This window comes from Streptomyces sp. NPDC059897 (assembly GCF_042730865.1).
GTDB lineage: Bacteria > Actinomycetota > Actinomycetes > Streptomycetales > Streptomycetaceae > Streptomyces.
The window spans coordinates 172,195-190,323 of the sequence record NZ_JBHWKQ010000011.1 but is presented as its reverse complement, the minus strand read 5'-3'; the positions used below and the strand labels follow the sequence as shown (position 1 = coordinate 190,323).

General features: G+C 69.5%; 19 protein-coding genes. 10 read left to right on the top strand and 9 right to left on the bottom strand.

Annotated elements, in window-relative coordinates; translation table 11 throughout:
• The first annotated feature begins 111 nt into the window (after positions 1 to 111).
• Together ACFV9W_RS15455 and ACFV9W_RS15450 are read left to right on the top strand one after the other, a co-directional pair.
• On the top strand, positions 112 to 390 hold the full coding sequence (locus ACFV9W_RS15455) for a MoaD/ThiS family protein (protein ID WP_385760292.1): 279 nt from the start codon (positions 112 to 114) through the stop codon (positions 388 to 390).
• A gap of 8 nt (positions 391 to 398) precedes the next feature.
• The gene (locus ACFV9W_RS15450; protein WP_385760289.1) at positions 399 to 1,349 is read left to right on the top strand and encodes a PLP-dependent cysteine synthase family protein; all 951 of its coding nucleotides are present in this window, start codon (positions 399 to 401) and stop codon (positions 1,347 to 1,349) included.
• Between the two features lie 119 nt (positions 1,350 to 1,468).
• Here the strand turns inward: ACFV9W_RS15450 and ACFV9W_RS15445 are convergent, their stop codons facing one another.
• Complete coding sequence (locus ACFV9W_RS15445) at positions 1,469 to 1,912, bottom strand: type II toxin-antitoxin system PemK/MazF family toxin (RefSeq protein ID WP_385760286.1); 444 nt, start codon at positions 1,910 to 1,912, stop codon at positions 1,469 to 1,471.
• Between the two features lie 222 nt (positions 1,913 to 2,134).
• Between ACFV9W_RS15445 and ACFV9W_RS15440 the strand changes: the two genes are divergently transcribed.
• Positions 2,135 to 2,887, top strand: coding sequence for an MBL fold metallo-hydrolase (locus ACFV9W_RS15440; protein ID WP_385760283.1), 753 nt, complete (start codon positions 2,135 to 2,137; stop codon positions 2,885 to 2,887).
• An 88-nt stretch (positions 2,888 to 2,975) separates the two neighbouring features.
• Here ACFV9W_RS15440 and ACFV9W_RS15435 read toward each other — a convergent pair whose 3' ends face one another.
• Both ACFV9W_RS15435 and ACFV9W_RS15430 read right to left on the bottom strand, forming a co-directional pair.
• Entirely contained in the window at positions 2,976 to 4,226 is a 1,251-nt protein-coding gene (locus tag ACFV9W_RS15435) for a PTS transporter subunit EIIC (RefSeq protein ID WP_385760281.1), read from the bottom strand.
• A 166-nt stretch (positions 4,227 to 4,392) separates the two neighbouring features.
• The gene (locus ACFV9W_RS15430) at positions 4,393 to 5,676 is read right to left on the bottom strand and encodes a PTS transporter subunit EIIC (RefSeq protein WP_385760278.1); all 1,284 of its coding nucleotides are present in this window, start codon (positions 5,674 to 5,676) and stop codon (positions 4,393 to 4,395) included.
• A gap of 190 nt (positions 5,677 to 5,866) precedes the next feature.
• Between ACFV9W_RS15430 and ACFV9W_RS15425 the strand changes: the two genes are divergently transcribed.
• The 4 genes from ACFV9W_RS15425 (at position 5,867) to rdgB (ending at position 8,117) form a co-directional block, all read left to right on the top strand.
• Positions 5,867 to 6,100 (top strand): PTS glucose/sucrose transporter subunit IIB, encoded by a 234-nt coding sequence (locus tag ACFV9W_RS15425; protein ID WP_306322340.1) that lies wholly within the window; start codon positions 5,867 to 5,869, stop codon positions 6,098 to 6,100.
• Positions 6,101 to 6,206: 106 nt separating this feature from the next.
• Positions 6,207 to 6,941, top strand: coding sequence for a ribonuclease PH (rph, locus tag ACFV9W_RS15420; RefSeq protein ID WP_356376303.1), 735 nt, complete (start codon positions 6,207 to 6,209; stop codon positions 6,939 to 6,941).
• A 152-nt stretch (positions 6,942 to 7,093) separates the two neighbouring features.
• Positions 7,094 to 7,486, top strand: a complete 393-nt coding sequence (locus ACFV9W_RS15415) for a hypothetical protein (RefSeq protein ID WP_385760274.1) — start codon at positions 7,094 to 7,096, stop codon at positions 7,484 to 7,486.
• 25 nt (positions 7,487 to 7,511) lie between these two features.
• Entirely contained in the window at positions 7,512 to 8,117 is a 606-nt protein-coding gene (gene rdgB, locus ACFV9W_RS15410) for an RdgB/HAM1 family non-canonical purine NTP pyrophosphatase (RefSeq protein ID WP_385760272.1), read from the top strand.
• A 932-nt stretch (positions 8,118 to 9,049) separates the two neighbouring features.
• On the opposite strand, the gene ACFV9W_RS15405 is transcribed toward rdgB, so the two are convergent.
• The 4 genes from ACFV9W_RS15405 to ACFV9W_RS15390 are packed head-to-tail and all read right to left on the bottom strand — an operon-like array spanning position 9,050 to position 12,385.
• Positions 9,050 to 9,760 (bottom strand): DUF1707 domain-containing protein, encoded by a 711-nt coding sequence (locus tag ACFV9W_RS15405; protein ID WP_385760269.1) that lies wholly within the window; start codon positions 9,758 to 9,760, stop codon positions 9,050 to 9,052.
• Between the two features lie 25 nt (positions 9,761 to 9,785).
• Entirely contained in the window at positions 9,786 to 10,772 is a 987-nt protein-coding gene (locus ACFV9W_RS15400) for an ATP-binding cassette domain-containing protein (RefSeq protein WP_385760267.1), read from the bottom strand.
• A 1-nt stretch (position 10,773) separates the two neighbouring features.
• Positions 10,774 to 11,538: an ABC transporter permease gene (locus ACFV9W_RS15395; protein ID WP_385760405.1), complete on the bottom strand. Its 765-nt coding sequence runs from the start codon at positions 11,536 to 11,538 to the stop codon at positions 10,774 to 10,776.
• A gap of 52 nt (positions 11,539 to 11,590) precedes the next feature.
• Positions 11,591 to 12,385, bottom strand: a complete 795-nt coding sequence (locus ACFV9W_RS15390) for an ABC transporter permease (RefSeq protein WP_385760402.1) — start codon at positions 12,383 to 12,385, stop codon at positions 11,591 to 11,593.
• Between the two features lie 168 nt (positions 12,386 to 12,553).
• Between ACFV9W_RS15390 and ACFV9W_RS15385 the strand changes: the two genes are divergently transcribed.
• Positions 12,554 to 14,863, top strand: coding sequence for a transglycosylase domain-containing protein (locus tag ACFV9W_RS15385; protein WP_385760264.1), 2,310 nt, complete (start codon positions 12,554 to 12,556; stop codon positions 14,861 to 14,863).
• Between the two features lie 63 nt (positions 14,864 to 14,926).
• On the opposite strand, the gene ACFV9W_RS15380 is transcribed toward ACFV9W_RS15385, so the two are convergent.
• Positions 14,927 to 15,229: a co-chaperone GroES gene (locus ACFV9W_RS15380; protein ID WP_266718636.1), complete on the bottom strand. Its 303-nt coding sequence runs from the start codon at positions 15,227 to 15,229 to the stop codon at positions 14,927 to 14,929.
• Positions 15,230 to 15,376: 147 nt separating this feature from the next.
• On the bottom strand, positions 15,377 to 15,715 hold the full coding sequence (locus tag ACFV9W_RS15375) for a DUF3618 domain-containing protein (protein WP_385760261.1): 339 nt from the start codon (positions 15,713 to 15,715) through the stop codon (positions 15,377 to 15,379).
• Positions 15,716 to 15,961: 246 nt separating this feature from the next.
• Here ACFV9W_RS15375 and bcp point away from each other — a divergent pair, with 246 nt between their 5' ends.
• Together bcp and proP are read left to right on the top strand one after the other, a co-directional pair.
• Positions 15,962 to 16,429, top strand: a complete 468-nt coding sequence (bcp, locus tag ACFV9W_RS15370) for a thioredoxin-dependent thiol peroxidase (RefSeq protein ID WP_385760260.1) — start codon at positions 15,962 to 15,964, stop codon at positions 16,427 to 16,429.
• 173 nt (positions 16,430 to 16,602) lie between these two features.
• Complete coding sequence (gene proP, locus ACFV9W_RS15365) at positions 16,603 to 18,105, top strand: glycine betaine/L-proline transporter ProP (protein WP_385760257.1); 1,503 nt, start codon at positions 16,603 to 16,605, stop codon at positions 18,103 to 18,105.
• The last annotated feature ends 24 nt before the right edge of the window (positions 18,106 to 18,129 follow it).

The window sequence follows — 18,129 nt, the reverse complement described above, 5'->3', positions numbered from 1 at the left end:
CCGGGCACCCGTCGAGGGCCCGCTGCTCCAGCCACCCACGCACCTGACCGGAAACGCCCGCGCCCAGGCGCGCTCACCCACACGACTTCCGACTCCCGACAGGAGCCCAGCATGGCCATCGAGGTCCGCATCCCGACCATCCTCCGCACCTACACCGACGGCGCGAAGGCCGTCGAAGGCTCCGGTGACAACCTCAGCGAGCTCTTCGCCGACCTGGACACGCGGCACGCGGGCATCGCCGACCGCATCGTGGACAACGGCCAGCTGCGCCGCTTCGTGAACGTCTACCTGAACGACGAGGACGTCCGCTTCCTCGACGGCATCGGCACCAAGCTCTCCGACGGCGACAGCATCACGATCCTGCCGGCCGTGGCCGGCGGAATGCGCTGAGCCGGCTCATGCGCTACGACAGCCCGCTGGCCGCGGTGGGCAACACCCCCCTGGTGCGCCTGCCGCGGCTCTCGCTCTCCGACGACGTGCGGATCTGGGCGAAGCTCGAGGACCGCAACCCGACCGGCTCGATCAAGGACCGCCCCGCGCTCCACATGATCGAACAGGCCGAGAAGGAAGGCCGGATCAAGGCCGGGGACACCATCCTCGAACCCACCTCCGGCAACACCGGCATCTCGCTCGCGATGGCCGCCCGCCTCAAGGGCTACAAGATCGTCTGCGTCATGCCGGAGAACACCTCGCAGGAGCGCCGGGACCTGCTCGCGATGTGGGGCGCGGAGATCATCCCGTCCCCGGCCGCGGGCGGCTCCAACACGGCGGTCCGCATCGCCAAGGAGCTGGCCGAGCAGCACCCGGACTGGGTGATGCTCTACCAGTACGGCAACCCGGACAACGCGGGCGCGCACTACGCCACGACCGGGCCGGAGATCCTCACCGACCTCCCGTCCGTCACGCACTTCGTCGCGGGCCTCGGCACCACCGGCACGCTCATGGGTGTCGGCCGCTACCTGCGCGAGCACAAGCCCGACGTCAAGATCGTCGCGGCCGAGCCGCGCTACGACGACCTGGTCTACGGCCTGCGCAATCTCGACGAGGGCTTCGTCCCCGAGCTCTACGACGCCTCCGTCCTCACCACCCGCTTCTCGGTCGGCTCGGCCGACGCGGTGACCCGCACGCGTGACCTCCTCCAGCAGGAGGGCATCTTCGCGGGCGTCTCCACGGGGGCGGCGCTGCATGCCGCGATCGGGGTCGGCAAGAAGGCGGTCAAGGCGGGGGAGTCCGCTGACATCGTGTTCGTGGTGGCCGACGGTGGGTGGAAGTACCTGTCGACGGGGGTCTACACGGCCGCGACGACGGAAGAAGCGATCGAGGTGCTGCACGGCCAGTTGTGGGCGTGACCTCACTCCGGCCCGGTTGAGCGCCGGTCCGGCAATTCAGCCCCTCCGGCGTTTGAGGAGCGGGGTCTGGGGCGGCGCCCCAGGACCGCGACGCCGGAGGGGCTGAATCGCGCGGGGCCTCAATGCCCCAGATGCCGCACCTGATCCCACAGCCCCGGATCGATCACCCCGGCCCGCCGCCGGAATTCCCCGAGCGGGACCTCCCGCAGCTCGTCCGTCTCCAGGAAGCTCGCCCGCCCCCGCGCATCGCCCACCGACCCCGGCGGCAGCGCGATCACGCCCGGCCGCTCGTCGTGGTACCGGCTGGTGATCTTGGCGACCGTGGCGACGCCCCGCCGCACCGACAGGACCAGGCACGGCCGGTCCTTGCCGCCGGGCCCGTCCTCGTAGGGCACCATCGCCCACCAGATGTCACCCGGCTCGGGCCCACGGGCGTGCCCGCCGCGCGGCACATGCCGGTCCCGGCGGCGATGACGCGTGCCGCGCCCCCATCCGTCGACCAGCGTCGCGACGAGCGCGAGCAGTACGACGGCAGCGAGCGCGAGCCACCAGGACGTGTCCATAGGCATGACGGTACCGGTGGGACGCGCGGGGTGCTTCCGCGGCCCGAACCCCTCCGAACCGGTGACAGCGCAGGTGAGTTCGCCCACAACAGCCCGTGACGGAGGAGCCACCCGCCCTTTTGCGCCTTACGCTCGACTGACCCCCTTGGCACACTCCCCGGCCCAAGGCCCTTGGCTCCACCCCGCATTTTCCGACCGCCAGCGCGGAGGTTGAAAGCTCTTATGAAGCTCACCGTCGTCGGCTGCTCGGGGTCGTTCCCGTCCGCGGATTCGGCCTGCTCGAGCTACCTCGTCGAGGCCGACGGCTACCGGCTGCTCCTCGACATGGGCAATGGTGCCCTGGGCGAGCTGCAGCGCCACAGCGGTCTCTACGACCTCGACGCGATCTTCCTTTCGCATCTGCACGCGGACCACTGCATCGACATGTGCGCGTACTTCGTCGTGCGCTACTACCGCCACGACGGCGGCCGTTGCGACCCCATGCCCGTCTACGGCCCCGAGGGCACCGAGCAGCGCCTGACCACCGCGCACGCCGACACGCCCTCGGCCTCCGCGTTCAGCGAGGTCTTCGACTTCCACACCGTGAAGCCGGGCTCGTACGAGATCGGGCCGTTCTCCGTCCGCATGGAGAAGGTCTGCCACCCGGTGGAGTCGTACGCGATCCGGGTCGAGCACGGCGGGCGTTCCCTGACGTACTCCGGGGACACCGGCCCGTGCGCCGCGCTGGACGAACTGGCCCAGGACAGCGACCTGTTCCTGTGCGAGGCCGCGTTCACGCACGGCAAGGAGAACATCCCGGCGCTGCATCTCAACGGCCGGGAGGCGGGGGAGGCGGCGCAGCGCTCCCGCACCCGCAAGCTCGTCCTCACGCACATCCCGCCGTGGACCGACCCGCAGGTCAACCTCGCGGACGCGCGCGCGGTGTACGACGGCCCGGTGGAGCTGGCCGCGCCGGGAGTGACGTACACGGTCTGAGCCCGCACCCCGTACGCGTACGGGAACGACGAGGGCCCCGGAACCTTCAGCGGTTCCGGGGCCCTCGTGCGTCACGCGGGGGAGGGGCTCACGCCTTCGTGAGGTCCTCGACCTCCTCCTCGGGTTCGCGGCCCGGGGTGGTGAGGTTGAACTTGATGATCGCGAACCGGAAGGTCACGTAGTAGATCGCCGCGAAGACCAGGCCGATCGGGATGATCATCCATGGCTTGGTGGCATGGGTCCAGTTCAGCGCGTAGTCGATGAACCCGGCCGAGAAGTTGAACCCGGCGTGCACCCCGAGGGCCCAGGTGACCGCCATCGACACGGCGGTGAGCACCGCGTGCAGCACGTACAGGACCGGCGCGATGAACATGAACGAGAACTCGATCGGCTCGGTCACACCGGTGACGAACGAGGTCAGCGCCAGCGAGACCATCATGCCCATCACGGCCTTGCGGCGCTCGGGGCGGGCGCAGTGCGCCATGGCGATCGCGGCGGCCGGCAGGCCGAACATCATGATCGGGAAGAAGCCGGACTGGAACATGCCGGCCGAGGGGTCACCGGCCAGGAAGCGCGGGATGTCGCCGTGCACGACGTCACCGGCGGCGTTGGTGAAGTCGCCGAGCTGGAACCAGGCGACGGTGTTCACGAACTGGTGCATGCCGATCGGGATCAGCGCGCGGTTCACGGCGCCGAACAGGCCCGCGCCACCGGCGCCGAGGCCCGTCATCCACTCGCCGAAGCTGGAGATGCCGTTGCCGATGGGCTCCCAGACCAGGCCGAAGAAGACACCGACGACGATGCCGACGAAGGCCATGATGATCGGGACGAGCCGGCGGCCGTTGAAGAAGCCGAGCCAGTCCACCAGCTTGGTGCGGTAGAAGCGCTGCCACAGGACGGCCGCGAGCAGACCCATGATGATGCCGCCGAGGACACCCGGGTCGTTGTACGTCGCCGCGACGTCCTCGCCCTTCTTGACCACCGCCTCGGTGACCGGGAAGGCCTCGAGGACCTTGCTGTAGACGAGGAAGCCGACGACGGCGGCGAGCGCCGTCGAGCCATCGGACTTCTTGGCGAAGCCGATGGCGACGCCTATGCAGAAGAGAAGGGGAAGGCTGCCGGTGAGGGCGCCGCCCGCGTTGTTGAAGACCGCGGCGACCTTGTCCCAGCCGAGGCCGTCCTTGCCGAAGATGTCGTCCTGGCCGAGCCGCACCATGATGCCGGCGGCAGGAAGCACCGCGATCGGCAACTGCAGGCTGCGGCCCACCTTTTGGAGGCCCTGGAAAAGGCCGGAGCCCCGCTTCTTTGCGGGGGCCGCCGTAGCGCTGGCGGTGCTCATCAACTTCCTCCATGAAAAGCAGATGGTCTACACCACTCAGTGGTGTAGACCTGTTGTAGCACGGTCAAGGCGGGATAAGGAACCCTCGATTCCCGCACCAAAGGGCCCCCGGACCGAGTGGTCCGGGGGCCCTTTGCCGCAGGCGCTCGTGGCCGAGCCGAAAGCGTTATGCCTTGGTGATGTCCTCGACCTCTTCCTCGGGCTCGCGCCCCGGAGTCTTGATGTCCCACTTCGTGATCGCGAAGCGGAAGATCACGTAATAGAGGAGAGCGAAGACGAGGCCGATCGGAATGATCATCCATGGCTTGGTGGCCAGATTCCAGTTGATCAAGTAGTCGATCAGGCCCGCGGAGAAGCTGAAGCCGTCCTTGACGCCGAGCGCCCAGGTCACCGCCATCGACACACCGGTCAGAACCGCGTGCACCGCGTACAGCGCCGGAGCGATGAACACGAAGGAGTACTCGATCGGTTCGGTGATGCCGGTGACGAACGAGGTCAGCGCCAGCGACAGCATCATGCCCGCGACCACCTTGCGCCGCTCCGGCCGCGCGCAGTGCACGATCGCCAGACAGGCCGCCGGGAGGGCGAACATCATGATCGGGAAGAAGCCCGACTGGTAGATGCCCGCGCTCGGGTCGCCGCTCAGGAACATGTTGATGTCGCCGTGCACGGTCGTGCCGTCGGGCTTCGTGTAGGAGCCGAACTGGAACCACAGCGGGACGTTGAGGAACTGGTGCAGGCCGATCACCAGCAGCGCGCGGTTGGCGACGCCGAAGATGCCGGAGCCGATGGCGCCCAGACTCTCCAGCCAGTTGGAGAAGCTCTCCAGCGCGTCACCGATCGCGGGCCAGATCCACAGGCACAGCGCCGCGAAGACGATGCCGACGAAGGCCATGATGATCGGGACGAGCCGGCGGCCGTTGAAGAAGCCGAGCCAGGAGACCAGCTTGGTGCGGTGGTAGCGGACCCAGAAGAACGAGGCCAGGAACCCCATGATGATGCCGCCGAACACGCCGGGGTTCTGATACGTCGCGGCGGTCACGGCCCCGTCCGCCAGACAGCCCGTCGCCACCTCCTTCGACCCGGACGGGCAGTCGATCGGGAACTGGTGGAGGACGCCCCGGTAGACGAGGAAGCCCGCCACCGCCGCGAGAGCCGTCGAACCGTCCGCCTTCTTGGCCATGCCGATCGCGACACCGATGCAGAACAGCAGCGGCAGCCCGAGGTCGGCGTCGAGCAGCGCGCCACCCGCGCCCGAGAACACCTTGGCGACATTCGTCCAGCCGAGGCCGTCGTCGCCGAAGACGTCGGGCTGGCCGAGACGGTTGACGATGCCCGCCGCCGGCAGCACGGCGATGGGCAGTTGAAGGCTGCGCCCCATCTTCTGGAGCCCCTGGAAGAAGTTGCTCCAGGGGCTCGGTCGTGGTGCGGCGGCAGCGTTGGAGCTCATGAGCGTCCTCCCGGAACAAGCCACGCTTGGCGGTCGTTGGATACTGGTGTAGACCAGTTGCGGGGACGGGTCGGTCCGTGCTCGTCATCTTTCGTCACGGGTGGGTTCACCGCCCGCGAAGATGGGCCAACCGTGGGTTACCGTGACAAAGCGGCCCACAGGCGGGCCCGGAGAACACAGGGAGAACGAAATGGCCACGAAGGCTGAGAAGATCGTCGCCGGCCTCGGCGGGCTCGACAACATCGAAGAGGTCGAGGGCTGCATCACCCGCCTTCGTACCGAGGTCTCCGACCCGAGCCTGGTCGACGAGGCCGCGCTCAAGGCCGCCGGCGCCCACGGCGTCGTCAAGATGGGCACCGCGATCCAGGTCGTCATCGGCACCGACGCGGACCCCATCGCCGCCGACATCGAAGACATGATGTGAGCCGCTGAGGCCACGCGCGCGAAGGCCCCGCCCTCCTACGCGGAGGGCGGGGCCTTCGGCCATGCGGAAGGTCGGGGCCTTCCGCGCACCCGATACGCTCGTCCCTATGTCTCGCATCGACGGCCGCACCCCCGAACAGCTCCGCCCGATCACCATCGAACGCGGCTGGAGCAAGCACGCCGAAGGCTCCGTCCTCGTCTCCTTCGGAGACACCAAGGTCTTCTGCACCGCCTCCTTCACCGAAGGCGTCCCGCGCTGGCGCAAGGGCAGCGGAGAGGGCTGGGTCACCGCCGAGTACTCGATGCTCCCGCGCTCCACGAACACCCGCGGCGACCGCGAGGCCGTGCGCGGAAAGATCGGCGGCCGCACGCACGAGATCAGCCGCCTGATCGGCCGCTCGCTGCGCGCCGTCATCGACTACAAGGCCCTCGGCGAGAACACCATCGTCCTTGACTGCGACGTCCTCCAGGCCGACGGCGGCACCCGCACGGCCGCCATCACCGGCGCGTACGTGGCGCTCGCGGACGCGGTCGCGTGGGCCCAGGGCAAGAAGATCATCAAGGCCGGCCGCAAGCCGCTGACCGGTTCGGTGAGCGCCGTCTCCGTCGGCATCATCGACGGCGTCCCGATGCTCGACCTCCCCTACGAGGAGGACGTGCGCGCCGACACCGACATGAACGTCGTGTGCACCGGCGACGGCCGCTTCGTCGAGATCCAGGGCACCGCCGAGGCCGAGCCGTTCGCCCGCGACGAGCTCAACTCCCTGCTCGACCTGGCCGTCGCGGGCTGCGACGAGCTCGCCGCGATCCAGCGCAAGGCGCTGGAGGAGACGCTCGGATAGGTCCCTCAACTCCTTGCGGAGGTAAAGAACTCCCCAAGTAGGGTGGCCGGGCACAGCAACCGCACAGCCACCGACTGCGTCACTACGGGTGGGCGGACGGCGCACGACACCAACTGCCGTCCCCCGTCCGTACTTCAGGGGAGGACCCTTCCATGCCCGCGCGCCACCGCCGTCTCGCCGTACTGGCCGCCACCGCGGCACTCGTCGCGATCCCGGCCACCGTCGGCTGCTCGGCCGTCGACAAGGCACTCGACTGTGCCCGCACCGCCGAATCCGTCGCCGACAGCGTCGCCGAGCTCCAGCAGGCCGTGGAGAGCGCGTCCAACGACCCGACGCAGGCCGACGAGTCCCTCGACAAGATCGACAAGAACCTCGACGACATCGGCGGCAAGACCGACAACGCCGATGTCTCCAAGGCCGTCGACGACCTCAACAAGGCCGTGGACAACGTCCGTACGTCGATCAAGAACGGTGACGAGACGCCGGACGTCTCCCCGGTCACCGACTCCGCGGGCGAGCTGACGAAGGTCTGCACGTCGTCGTAGCGGTACGCCTGGAACACTGGGTGGCATGACCCGCCTCATCCTCGCCACCCGTAACAACGGCAAGATCGTCGAACTCCGCTCCATCCTCGCCGACGCCGGCCTGCCCCACGAGCTGGTCGGCGCCGACGCGTATCCCGAGGTCCCGGACGTCCGCGAGACCGGCGTGACGTTCGCCGAGAACGCGCTCCTCAAGGCCCACGCCCTCGCCCGGGCGACCGGGCTGCCCGCCGTCGCCGACGACTCCGGCCTCTGCGTCGACGTCCTCGGCGGCGCGCCCGGCATCTTCTCCGCCCGCTGGGCCGGCAAGCACGGCGACGACAAGGCAAACCTCGACCTGCTGCTCGCCCAGCTCGGCGACATCGACGACGACGTCCACCGTGGGGCGCACTTCGCGTGTGCGGCGGCGCTCGCGCTGCCGGACGGGACGGAGCGGGTGGTCGAGGGGCAGTTGCGCGGTGTGCTGCGGCACGCGCCCGCGGGGTCGGGTGGGTTCGGGTACGACCCGATCCTGCAGGTCGAGGGGGACGGTCGTACGGCGGCGGAGCTGTCGGCGGACGAGAAGAACGCGATTTCCCACCGGGGGAAGGCGTTTCGGGCGTTGGTGCCGGTGGTGCGGGAGCTCTTGGGCTGACGGTCCCGGGGGCCTCGGGGCTGATTCTGGGGCACCGGCGTTACGGCCTCGGGGCTCTGCCCCGGACCCCGCGCCTCAATCGCCGGCGGGGCTGGATTTGGCCCGCCCACCCGCAGGTGAGGGCCCTGGCCCCGCCCATCTCCCACCCTCCCGCCCCCTCCGGGGGCTCGGCCCCGTGGGTGACGGGCCGCGCTGAGGCGGTGCGCTTGGTTGCGGCGGCCCGGCGCCAAGGTCCTTCGCCGTGCGGGGCTCGACGCCGCGGGTTCCGTCTGCCGGCGCCAGCCCTGCGGGCCCCGCCCATCTCCCACCCTCCCGCCCCCTCCGGGGGCTACGGCCCCGCGTGGGCAGGGGCCGCGCGGCGGGCGAGCGCTTCATGGGTCGCCGCGAGGGGCGGGCAACGTCAAGCCCCTGCGGGTGGGCGGGCACAATCCAGCCCCGCCGGCGGACGAGAGCCAGCGGAGCCCCGATCTTTTGAAGCCCCGCCGGCGATTGAGGCGCGGGGTCCGGGGCAGCGCCCCGTGGCGTAGGAACGGTCGACCGCAACGGCTGCGGAACCCCGCGGGGCCGAAGCCCCCGGAGGGGGCGGGCGGGTGGGAGATGGGCGGCGCCCGGGAGACGCACACCCCGCCCGCGGCGCGACAGGCGCCGACCCCGCCTCAGCAACCCCGCCCCGCCTCGGCCATGTCTCAGCTCACCCTGCCCCCGGCACACCTAGCCCCACCCCGCCCCCGGCGGACCCCAGCCGCACCGCGTCTCCGCTAGACCTAGACCCACCCCGCCCCAGCTAGACCTAGCCCCACCTCACCCCGGCAGACCTAGCCCACCCCGCCCCAGCTAGACCTAGCCCCACCTCACCCCGGCAGACCTAGCCCACCCCGCCTCCCACACACCCCCGGTCGACTCCACCCCCACCCCCCCGGTCCACCCCACCCTCACCCGTCCCCCCGCTCCAAACGCCCCCGCTTCCGCTCCTCCTTCAGGCGGCGCTTTTCCGCCCGCGTCATCTTGCGTTCCACGCCGACCCCGCCCCAGAACGCGAACCCGGTGATCACCACCCGTGGCGCGCCCGCGTCGCCCGGTACCCCCTCCTCGCTGTGGTCGAAGCCGCCCATGATGCCGATGCCGCGCACCACGACCGCCACGCCCGGCGGCACGATCACGTTCATCCCACCCATGAGCGCCACGCAGTTGATCACGACCTCGCGCGCCTCGAAGTCCGCCTCGCGCAGGTCGATCTCGCCGCCGCCCCAGAACGCGAAACAGTTGAACCGCCGCGGCGCCGTCCACCGCCCCTTGCGCTGGAACCCGGACATGATCCCGACGCCCCACGTCGAAGTCGCCTCGCCCCGGATCCGCGACGGCCAGTCGACCGCCCCCTCGGGCAGCGGCTCCTTCACGAAGCTCACCGGCCCCGGCGCGCCGCCCGCCCCGACCGGCAGGTCCTTCGTCAGCGGCGCCAACTCCCCGTACGTACGCGCCTGATACGCCGCGTCGAGCCGCTCGCCGAACTCCTCCATGTCGAGCCGCCCCTCCGCGAGCGCGTCCCGCAGCCGCTCGGCGACCAGTTCTCGGTCGGCGTCGGACGCGCGCAGTTCGGGCTGGGAGCCGGTGGAGGGCCTCGGGAGGCCGGATTCGTCCGTCATGGGTGTCAGCGTACGAAGGTCGGCGTCAAGGCGCTACGGACGTGTCCCGCGCGTACATCCGCGCGATCACCGCCTCGATGTCCGGCTCGCGCACCGACAGGTCGACCAGCGGATACCGTTCCGCGATCCGTGCCACGAGCGGCGCCGCCGACTGCCCGGCGGGGAACGCCAGCCACTGCCGCGCCCCCTCCACCTTCACCACCCGCGCGAACTCCACGCCCAGCGGCGGCAGTTCGCGCTCCAGGTCCACGACGAGCGTGCGCTCCGCCGCCGCGCCGCCCGTCGCGTGCAGGCCCTCCAGTTCGCCGTCGTACATGAGTTTCCCGTGGTCGATGACCATCACGCGGCGGCACAGCTGCTCGATGTCGGTCAGGTCGTGCGTCGTGAGGAGGACCGTCGTGCCGCGGTCCGCGTTCAAGTCCCGCAGGAATCCCCGCACTTTGACCTTCGATACGACGTCCAGGCCGATCGTCGGCTCGTCGAGGTACAGCACCTCCGGGTCGTGCAGGAGCGCCGCCGCGATGTCCCCGCGCATCCGCTGCCCGAGCGACAGCTGCCGTACCGGCACGTCCAACAGGTCGCCCAGTTCCAGGAGTTCGACGCAGCGGGCCAGGTTCTCCTCGTAGGTCCGGTCCTCGATGCGGTACATGCGGCGCATCAGGCGGTACGAGTCGATCAGCGGCAGGTCCCACCACAGCGTCGTCCGCTGCCCGAAGACCACACCCATGCGCTGAGCCAGGCGCCCCCGCTCGCGCGACGGATCGATCCCGGCGACCCGGACCCGGCCCCCGCTCGGCGTCAGGATCCCCGTCAGCATCTTGATCGTCGTCGACTTGCCCGCACCGTTCGGCCCGATGTAGCCGACCATCTCGCCGCGCCGCACACTGAAGCTCAGCGAGTCCACGGCCCGCACCTCGCGCCGCTCCCGCCGCATGAAGCCCGTCTTGCGCCGTACGTCGAAGACCTTCTCGACCTCGTCGAGCCGAATGAACTCATCACCCGTCGATGCCACGTCAACTCCCCGTGCTGCGATACGTACGAAGCGCCGCCCGCCAGGCGAACAGCGCGAGGGCCAGACATGCGGCCGCCACCAGCGGCGGCGCGAACGCCACCCACCGCGGCAGGTCGAGCGGAAAGGGGCGGCCCAGGATGTAGAGGCCGGGCAGCCAGTTCACGAAGGCGAGCGGGAGGACGAAGGTGACGCCCCGCAGCAGCGAGTCGCCGAACACCGTCGGCGGATAGCTGAGCATCGCGTTGCCGCCGAACGTCGCCGCGTTCTGCACCTCGGAGGCGTCCTGCGCCACGATCTGGAAGGCCGCGCCCGCGATGAACACGGCCGTGAAGATGGCGCCGCCGCTGACCACCAGGGCCGGCACGAGCAGCACCTTCAGCGGCGTCCACGCCACGTCGATCGCCGTGACGCCGTAGCCGAGCACCACCACGCCCTGCGTCACCCGCCCCAGCCTGCGCAGCGCGAACCGGTCCGCCGCGACCTGCGCGAGCACCGGCGCGGGCCGCACCAGGAACGTGTCGAGCGTGCCGTCCCGCACCCGCTGCCCGAGCCGCCCCACCGAACCGAACGCCAGGTCGGCGAGCCCGAACGACGTGCCCGCCGCCCCGTACAGGAACGCGATCTCGTGCAGCCCGTACCCGCCCAGCCGGTCCACCTGCGAGAACATCAGCAGGATCCCGACGAACTCCAGGCCGGTCACCGCGAAGTTCCCGAAGACCGTCATCAGGAACGACGCCCGGTACGTCATCGTCGACCGGATCCACATCCCGCCCACCAGGCGGTACGTCCGCGCCGCCTCGCCCACCACCGTGCCCCGCTCAGCCACCCTGAAGCACCACCCTCCGTGTCGCCGCGGACTGCAGCAGCCGCCCCGCGCCGAGCAGCACCACCGCCCACGCCCCCTGGAACAGCAGCGCACCCGCCACGCCCCGCTCGCCCAGCAGCACATCCGCGGGCACCTGCAGCAGCGCCGACCACGGCAGCGCGCGGGCGAACTCGCCGAAGGCGCCCGGGAACACGTTCAGCGGCAGCAGCATCCCCGAAAGGAACGTCGACACGAGCCCCGACATCTGCACCACCCCGCTGCCGTCGAGCAGCCAGAACGCGGACAGCGCCACCAGATACCGGATCGCGAAGCTCACCGCCGCCCCCGCGAGCAGCGTCAGCAGGAACGCCAGCCATCTCAACGGGTCCGTGGGCAGCGCCAGTCGGAAGATCAGCGACCCCACCGCCATCGGCACGAGCCCGCGCCCCAGGAACTGGAACGCGGCCCGGCCCAGGTCCTGCGCCAGCCACCAGAACTGCAGATCCACCGGCCGGTACAGGTCGACGGCGATGTCCCCGCTGCGGATCCGCTCCATCAGATCGGTCTCGAAACCGCCGCCGATCTGCAGCACCATCACCGCGAACATCGCCTGCCCGACCCACACGAACGTCAGTGCCTGCGACTGGTCGTACCCGCCGAGGTGCGGCCGCTCGTCCCACAGCGCGATATAGGTGCAGGCGATGATCAGGCCGAACACGGTGTTCGTGAAGACCCCGGCGAGCGTCGCCCCGCGATAGGTGGCGTATCTGCGGAAACCTCCGGCCGCGACGGTCGCGTACAGCCGCACTGCTCCCACCAGTCCAGTCCCCCTCGCGAAATGGGCCGAAGCGCAGGAGCCTAGTTGGAGGGCGCGTCGCCTGCCACGGATTTTCCGCGCGATGTAGGAGTCTTAGAGGTCTTATGTGCCATACGAGGCGTACGTGACGTACGAGGCGGATCAGGAGTTCCACAGGACATGAGCAGCGACGAGCCGGAGCAGCCCCAGCAGCCCGACCAGCCTGACCAGCCTGCGCAGCCCGACCAGCCTGAGCAGCCGACGGAGCCCCGGGACCCGGCGACGCACGACGCGGCCGGCGCCACACCCGTCGCCACCGGCAAGGCCAAACGCCCCAAGCGCACCGGCTGGCGACGCCTGATCCCCACCTGGCGGATGGTGCTCGGCGGCATCATCGGCTTCGTCCTGCTGTGCATCGGCCTGTTCGCACTCGGCTACGCCCTCGTGGACATCCCCGCCGCCAACTCCGCGGCGACCGCCCAGAGCAACGTCTACCTGTACGCCGACGGCAGCCAGATCGCCCGCGACGGCGAGGTCAACCGGGAGAACGTGAGCCTCACTCAGATCCCCAAACCGGTGCAGCACGCCGTGCTCGCCGCCGAGGACCGCGACTTCTACTCCGAGTCCGCCGTCGACCCGCAGGCCATGCTGCGCGCCGCCTGGTACACGCTCACCGGCAAGGGCAAACAGTCCGGCTCCACCATCACCCAGCAGTACGTGAAGAACTACTACCTCGGCCAGGAGCAGACCGTCACCCGGAAGGTGAAGGAGTTCTTCATCTCCATCAAGCTGGACCGCGAGAAGTCCAAGGACGACATCCTCGAGGGCTACCTCAACACCAGCTACTTCGGGCGCAACGCGTACGGCATCCAGGCCGCCGCCCAGGCCTACTACGGCGAGGACGTCCAGGACCTGTCGGCCGCCCAGGGCGCCTACCTCGCCGCCCTCGTCAACGCCCCCAGCGCGTACGACGTCGCCGCCCACCCCGAGAACAAGGACGCCGCCACCGCCCGCTGGAACTACGTGCTCGACGGCATGGTCAAGGAGGGCTGGCTCGACGCCTCCGACCGCGAGAACATGAAGTTCCCCGCCCCCGACCAGGCGAAGGCACCCTCCGGCCTCTCCGGACAGCGCGGCTACCTCGTCCAGGCCGTGAAGGACTACATCACCGACAACAAGATCCTCGACGAGGACACCCTCGCCGGCGGCGGCTACCGCATCACCACCACGCTCCAGAAGAAGAAGCAGGACGCCTTCCAGAAGGCCGTAGACGACCAGCTGATGTCGAAGCTCGACAAGGACGCCCGCGACATCGACAAGAACGTCCGCGCGGGCGGCGCCGCCATCGACCCCTCCAACGGCAAGGTCCGCGCCATGTACGGCGGCGTCGACTACACCAAGCAGTACGTCAACAACGCCACCCGCCGCGACTACCAGGTCGGCTCCACGTTCAAGCCGTTCGTGTTCACGTCCGCCGTCGAGAACGCCTCGACCACCCAGGACGGCCGCCGCATCACCCCCAGCACCATCTACGACGGCACCAACAAGCGCCCCGTACAGGGCTGGGACGGCGGCCACTACGCCCCCGCCAACGAGGACGACCGCTCCTACGGCAACATCACCGTCAGCGAGGCCACCGACAAGTCCGTCAACGCGGTGTACGCGCAGATGGCCGTCGACGTCGGCTCCGACAAGGTCAAGCAGACCGCCCTCGACCTCGGCATCCCCTCGGACACCCCGGACCTCACCGCCTCCCCGTCGATCGCCCTCGGCCCGTCCACCGCGTCCGTCCTCGACATGACCGAGGCCTACGCGACGCTCGCCAACCACGGGGAACACGGCAGGTACACGCTGCTCGACTCGATCACCAAGAACGGGGAGGGCATCACGCTCCCCAAGAAGGAGACCCGGCAGGCCGTTCCCCGCCAGGCCGCCGACACCACCACGACGATCCTCAAGTCGGTCGTCGACGGCGGCACCGGCACCGCCGCCAAGGCCGCGGGCCGCCCCGCCGCCGGCAAGACCGGCACCGCGGAGGAGGACAAGGCCGCCTGGTTCGCCGGCTACACCCCCGACCTCGCCACCGTCGTCTCCGTGATGGGCCAGGACCCGGTCTCCGGCGCACAGACCCCGCTGTACGGGGCGACCGGCCTGCCGCGAATCAACGGCGGCGGGTACCCGGCACAGATCTGGGCCCAGTTCACCCAGGCCGCCCTCTCCGGCACCCCGGCGAACGACTTCGACCTGGACCTCCAGAGCGGCGCCGAAGAGGAACCGCTGCCCTCGACCCCGGAATCCACCTCGGAAACGGCGACCGAATCCCCCTCGGACACCGCCTCCGCGACACCCTCGGACGAGGAGACCCCCTCCGACGAACCGTCGAGCGAGACGCCGCCCTCCGAAGAACCGACGGACAGCGAAGAACCCACCGACTCACCCAGCCCCGGCGACACGGCCGTGAACCCCCTGGGCGCCCTGAGATCCCCGTGAGGCCGGACAACTGAAAAAGGCTGGTGACCACGGTCACCAGCCCTTACGTGCACAGACGGTCGGCTACAGGTACAGGCCCGTCGAATCCTCGGAACCCTCGAACCGGTCGGCCGCCACCGCGTGCAGATCCCGCTCGCGCATCAGCACGTACGCGACACCCCGCACCTCGACCTCCGCCCGGTCCTCCGGATCGAACAGCACCCGGTCACCCGGCTCCACCGCCCGCACGTTCTGCCCGACCGCGACAACCTCGGCCCAGGCAAGACGCTTACCGACCGCAGCCGTCGCGGGAATCAGAATGCCGCCGCCACTGCGCCGCTCGCCCTCCGAGGAGTCCTGCCGCACGAGCACACGGTCGTGCAGCATCCGGATGGGCAGTTTGTCGTCATGGCGGGTGCTGTGCTTATCGGGATTGGCGCTCACGCCGACGAACTTACCTGCCCCACGCGCACTTGTACGCCGCCGGGTCGCCCCTTCGTACGCCGCCGGCACACCACCGGGGCCGCCCCACGCTCAGCGCTTGCGGCGCCGCGAACCCACCACGAGGAGCCCGGTCACCCCGACCACGACGAGCGCGATTGGCACGATCCGCTCCAGACGCGGCGCGCCCTCCTCCGAAACCAGCTGCCCCTTCACCTCGGAGACCAGCCGGTTCGCCCCGACGTACGCCCGCCCGAGAGTGTGGTCGACCTGCGAGGCGACCTTGGCCTTCGCATCGCCGACGATCGTCTTCGGGTGCACCCGGATCCCGATCTCGTCGAGCGTCTCGGCCAGGGTGTCGCGGCGGCGCTTGATGTCCGCCTCGATCTGAGCCGGGGTTCGCGTATCCGGGGTATCCGGCGTGCTGGACATGTGCGACACCGCGCTGCCTCCAAGGTCGCTGCTCTCACTGCGTATGAGTAATGGACAGTCTGTCAGCTCGCCGCCCGACCCACCCCCCGGCACCCCCATGCTGCTCTCATCCGGGGGACAACCCCCGTACCCCCAGCCGGACAAACCAGCTCAAGACGAGCACTCGGCGCCCCGGACGGCAAGGTCAGTACGCTCAACCGAGTCCACTTGCCACGACCACTTGTCACGACGCCCCAGGAGGCCCCCATGAGCGAGCGACTGCAGCCCGGCGACACCGCGCCCGCCTTCACCCTGCCCGACGCCGACGGCAACGAGGTCTCCCTCGCCGACCACAAGGGCCGCAAGACGATCGTCTACTTCTACCCCGCCGCCCTTACCCCCGGCTGCACCAAGCAGGCCTGCGACTTCACCGACAACCTCGACGTCCTCGCCGAGGCCGGCTACGACGTCATCGGCGTCTCCCCCGACAAGCCCGAGAAGCTCGCCAAGTTCCGCGAGAAGGAAAGCCTCAAGGTCACCCTGGTGGGCGACCCCGAGAAGAAGGTCCTCGAGGCCTACGGCGCATTCGGCGAGAAGAAGCTCTACGGGAAGGTCGTCACCGGAGTGATCCGCTCAACGGTGGTCGTCGACGAGGAAGGAAAGGTCGAGCGCGCCCTCTACAACGTCAAGGCGACCGGCCACGTAGCGAAGATCATCAAGGATCTCGGCATCTGAGAAATCCCGCACCTTCCGGACCCGCTCCACATGCGGAAGTCCGGTCATTGGCGGAGGTTGGGGACGAAAGGTTGTGACGAAAGTCCCGATCGCTTGGGACTTTCGTTTGCAACCAACGACCGTGAGCAGGTGGAACCTGGAAACGCTTTGCAGTCAGAGAAGGGATCCACCCCATGACCACCGACACCGAGGAAGGGCTGGTGCCCGACCCGGAGGCGGTCAAGCGTCACCGCGCCTTGTTCCGCGCCGTCAAGCGGCGCAAGAACCCGCCGCTGCGCCGCACCGACATCACCGTCACCGACGACACCGCGGTGAAGCGCGCGGTGAAGGCGGCCTCGCTCGGTAATGCCATGGAGTGGTTCGACTTCGGCATCTACTCCTACCTCGCCGTCACCATCGGCCACGTCTTCTTCCCGTCCGGGAACGACACCGTCCAGCTGATCTCGTCGTTCGCGACCTTCGCGGTCTCGTTCCTCGTACGCCCGATCGGCGGCATGGTCTTCGGCCCCATGGGTGACAAGGTCGGCCGCAAGAAGGTCCTCGCACTGACGATGATCCTCATGGCCATCGGCACCTTCGCGATCGGCCTGATCCCGTCCTACGCGACGATCGGCTTCTGGGCCCCGGTCCTGCTGATCTTCTTCCGGCTCGTCCAGGGCTTCTCCACCGGCGGTGAGTACGGCGGCGCCTCCACCTTCATCGCCGAGTACGCCCCCGACAAGAAGCGCGGATTCTTCGGCAGCTTCCTGGAGTTCGGCACGCTCGCCGGCTACGTCGGCGCGGCGGGCCTGGTCACGATCCTGACGGCGTGGCTCGGCAGCGACGGCATGGAGTCCTGGGGCTGGCGCATCCCGTTCCTCGTCGCGGGCCCCATCGGCCTGGTCGGCCTCTACCTGCGGCTCCGCCTCGACGAGACCCCCGCCTTCCAGAAGCTGGAGGACGAGTCCTCGCACCGCGCGACCGACGCCGCATCCTCCGTGGAGGCCACGGCCAAGGGCGACCTGGCCAAGATCTTCCGTGACTACTGGCCGAGCCTGATCCTCTGCATCTGCCTCGTCGGCGCGTACAACATCACCGACTACATGCTCCTCTCGTACATGCCGACCTACCTGTCGGACGAGATGGGCTACTCGGAGACGCACGGCCTGCTGATCCTCATCGTCACGATGATCGTCCTGATGTGCATCATCAACCAGGTCGGCAAGCTCTCCGACCGCTTCGGCCGCAAGCCGCTCCTCATGGCCGGCATGATCGGCTTCTTCGTCCTCTCGGTCCCGTCCTTCCTCCTGGTCAAGAACGGCGCCCTGTGGGCGGTCTCCCTCGGCATGCTCCTCCTGGGCCTCTCCCTGGTCTGCCTCCTCGGCACCATGTCGGCGGCCCTCCCGGCCCTCTTCCCGACCCAGGTCCGCTACGGCTCCCTCTCGGTCGGCTACAACCTCTCGGCCTCGATCTTCGGCGGCACGACCCCCCTGGTCATCACCGCCCTGATCGGCCTCACCGGCTCCGACATGATGCCCGCGTACTACTCGATGGCCGCGGCCCTCGTCGGCATCATCGCGGTCGCCTGCATGAAGGAAACCGCCAAGCAGCCCCTGGCCGGCTCCCCGCCCTCGGTGGCGACGGACGAGGAGGCCGCCGAGATGGTCGAATCCCAGGCACCTACGCCGAAGTTCTGACACCCCTCCCTTGCTCCTTGTGGG

What these genes read in the sequence shown, in the direction of transcription:
- ACFV9W_RS15455 (WP_385760292.1), top strand. Translation starts at nt 112, where the DNA reads ATGGCCATCGAGGTCCGCATCCCGACCATCCTCCGCACCTACACCGAC.
- ACFV9W_RS15450 (WP_385760289.1), top strand. Translation starts at nt 399, where the DNA reads ATGCGCTACGACAGCCCGCTGGCCGCGGTGGGCAACACCCCCCTGGTG.
- ACFV9W_RS15445 (WP_385760286.1), bottom strand. Translation starts at nt 1,912, where the DNA reads ATGGACACGTCCTGGTGGCTCGCGCTCGCTGCCGTCGTACTGCTCGCG.
- ACFV9W_RS15440 (WP_385760283.1), top strand. Translation starts at nt 2,135, where the DNA reads ATGAAGCTCACCGTCGTCGGCTGCTCGGGGTCGTTCCCGTCCGCGGAT.
- ACFV9W_RS15435 (WP_385760281.1), bottom strand. Translation starts at nt 4,226, where the DNA reads ATGAGCACCGCCAGCGCTACGGCGGCCCCCGCAAAGAAGCGGGGCTCC.
- ACFV9W_RS15430 (WP_385760278.1), bottom strand. Translation starts at nt 5,676, where the DNA reads ATGAGCTCCAACGCTGCCGCCGCACCACGACCGAGCCCCTGGAGCAAC.
- ACFV9W_RS15425 (WP_306322340.1), top strand. Translation starts at nt 5,867, where the DNA reads ATGGCCACGAAGGCTGAGAAGATCGTCGCCGGCCTCGGCGGGCTCGAC.
- rph (WP_356376303.1), top strand. Translation starts at nt 6,207, where the DNA reads ATGTCTCGCATCGACGGCCGCACCCCCGAACAGCTCCGCCCGATCACC.
- ACFV9W_RS15415 (WP_385760274.1), top strand. Translation starts at nt 7,094, where the DNA reads ATGCCCGCGCGCCACCGCCGTCTCGCCGTACTGGCCGCCACCGCGGCA.
- rdgB (WP_385760272.1), top strand. Translation starts at nt 7,512, where the DNA reads ATGACCCGCCTCATCCTCGCCACCCGTAACAACGGCAAGATCGTCGAA.
- ACFV9W_RS15405 (WP_385760269.1), bottom strand. Translation starts at nt 9,760, where the DNA reads ATGACGGACGAATCCGGCCTCCCGAGGCCCTCCACCGGCTCCCAGCCC.
- ACFV9W_RS15395 (WP_385760405.1), bottom strand. Translation starts at nt 11,538, where the DNA reads ATGTGGATCCGGTCGACGATGACGTACCGGGCGTCGTTCCTGATGACG.
- ACFV9W_RS15385 (WP_385760264.1), top strand. Translation starts at nt 12,554, where the DNA reads ATGAGCAGCGACGAGCCGGAGCAGCCCCAGCAGCCCGACCAGCCTGAC.
- ACFV9W_RS15380 (WP_266718636.1), bottom strand. Translation starts at nt 15,229, where the DNA reads ATGCTGCACGACCGTGTGCTCGTGCGGCAGGACTCCTCGGAGGGCGAG.
- ACFV9W_RS15375 (WP_385760261.1), bottom strand. Translation starts at nt 15,715, where the DNA reads ATGTCCAGCACGCCGGATACCCCGGATACGCGAACCCCGGCTCAGATC.
- bcp (WP_385760260.1), top strand. Translation starts at nt 15,962, where the DNA reads ATGAGCGAGCGACTGCAGCCCGGCGACACCGCGCCCGCCTTCACCCTG.
- proP (WP_385760257.1), top strand. Translation starts at nt 16,603, where the DNA reads ATGACCACCGACACCGAGGAAGGGCTGGTGCCCGACCCGGAGGCGGTC.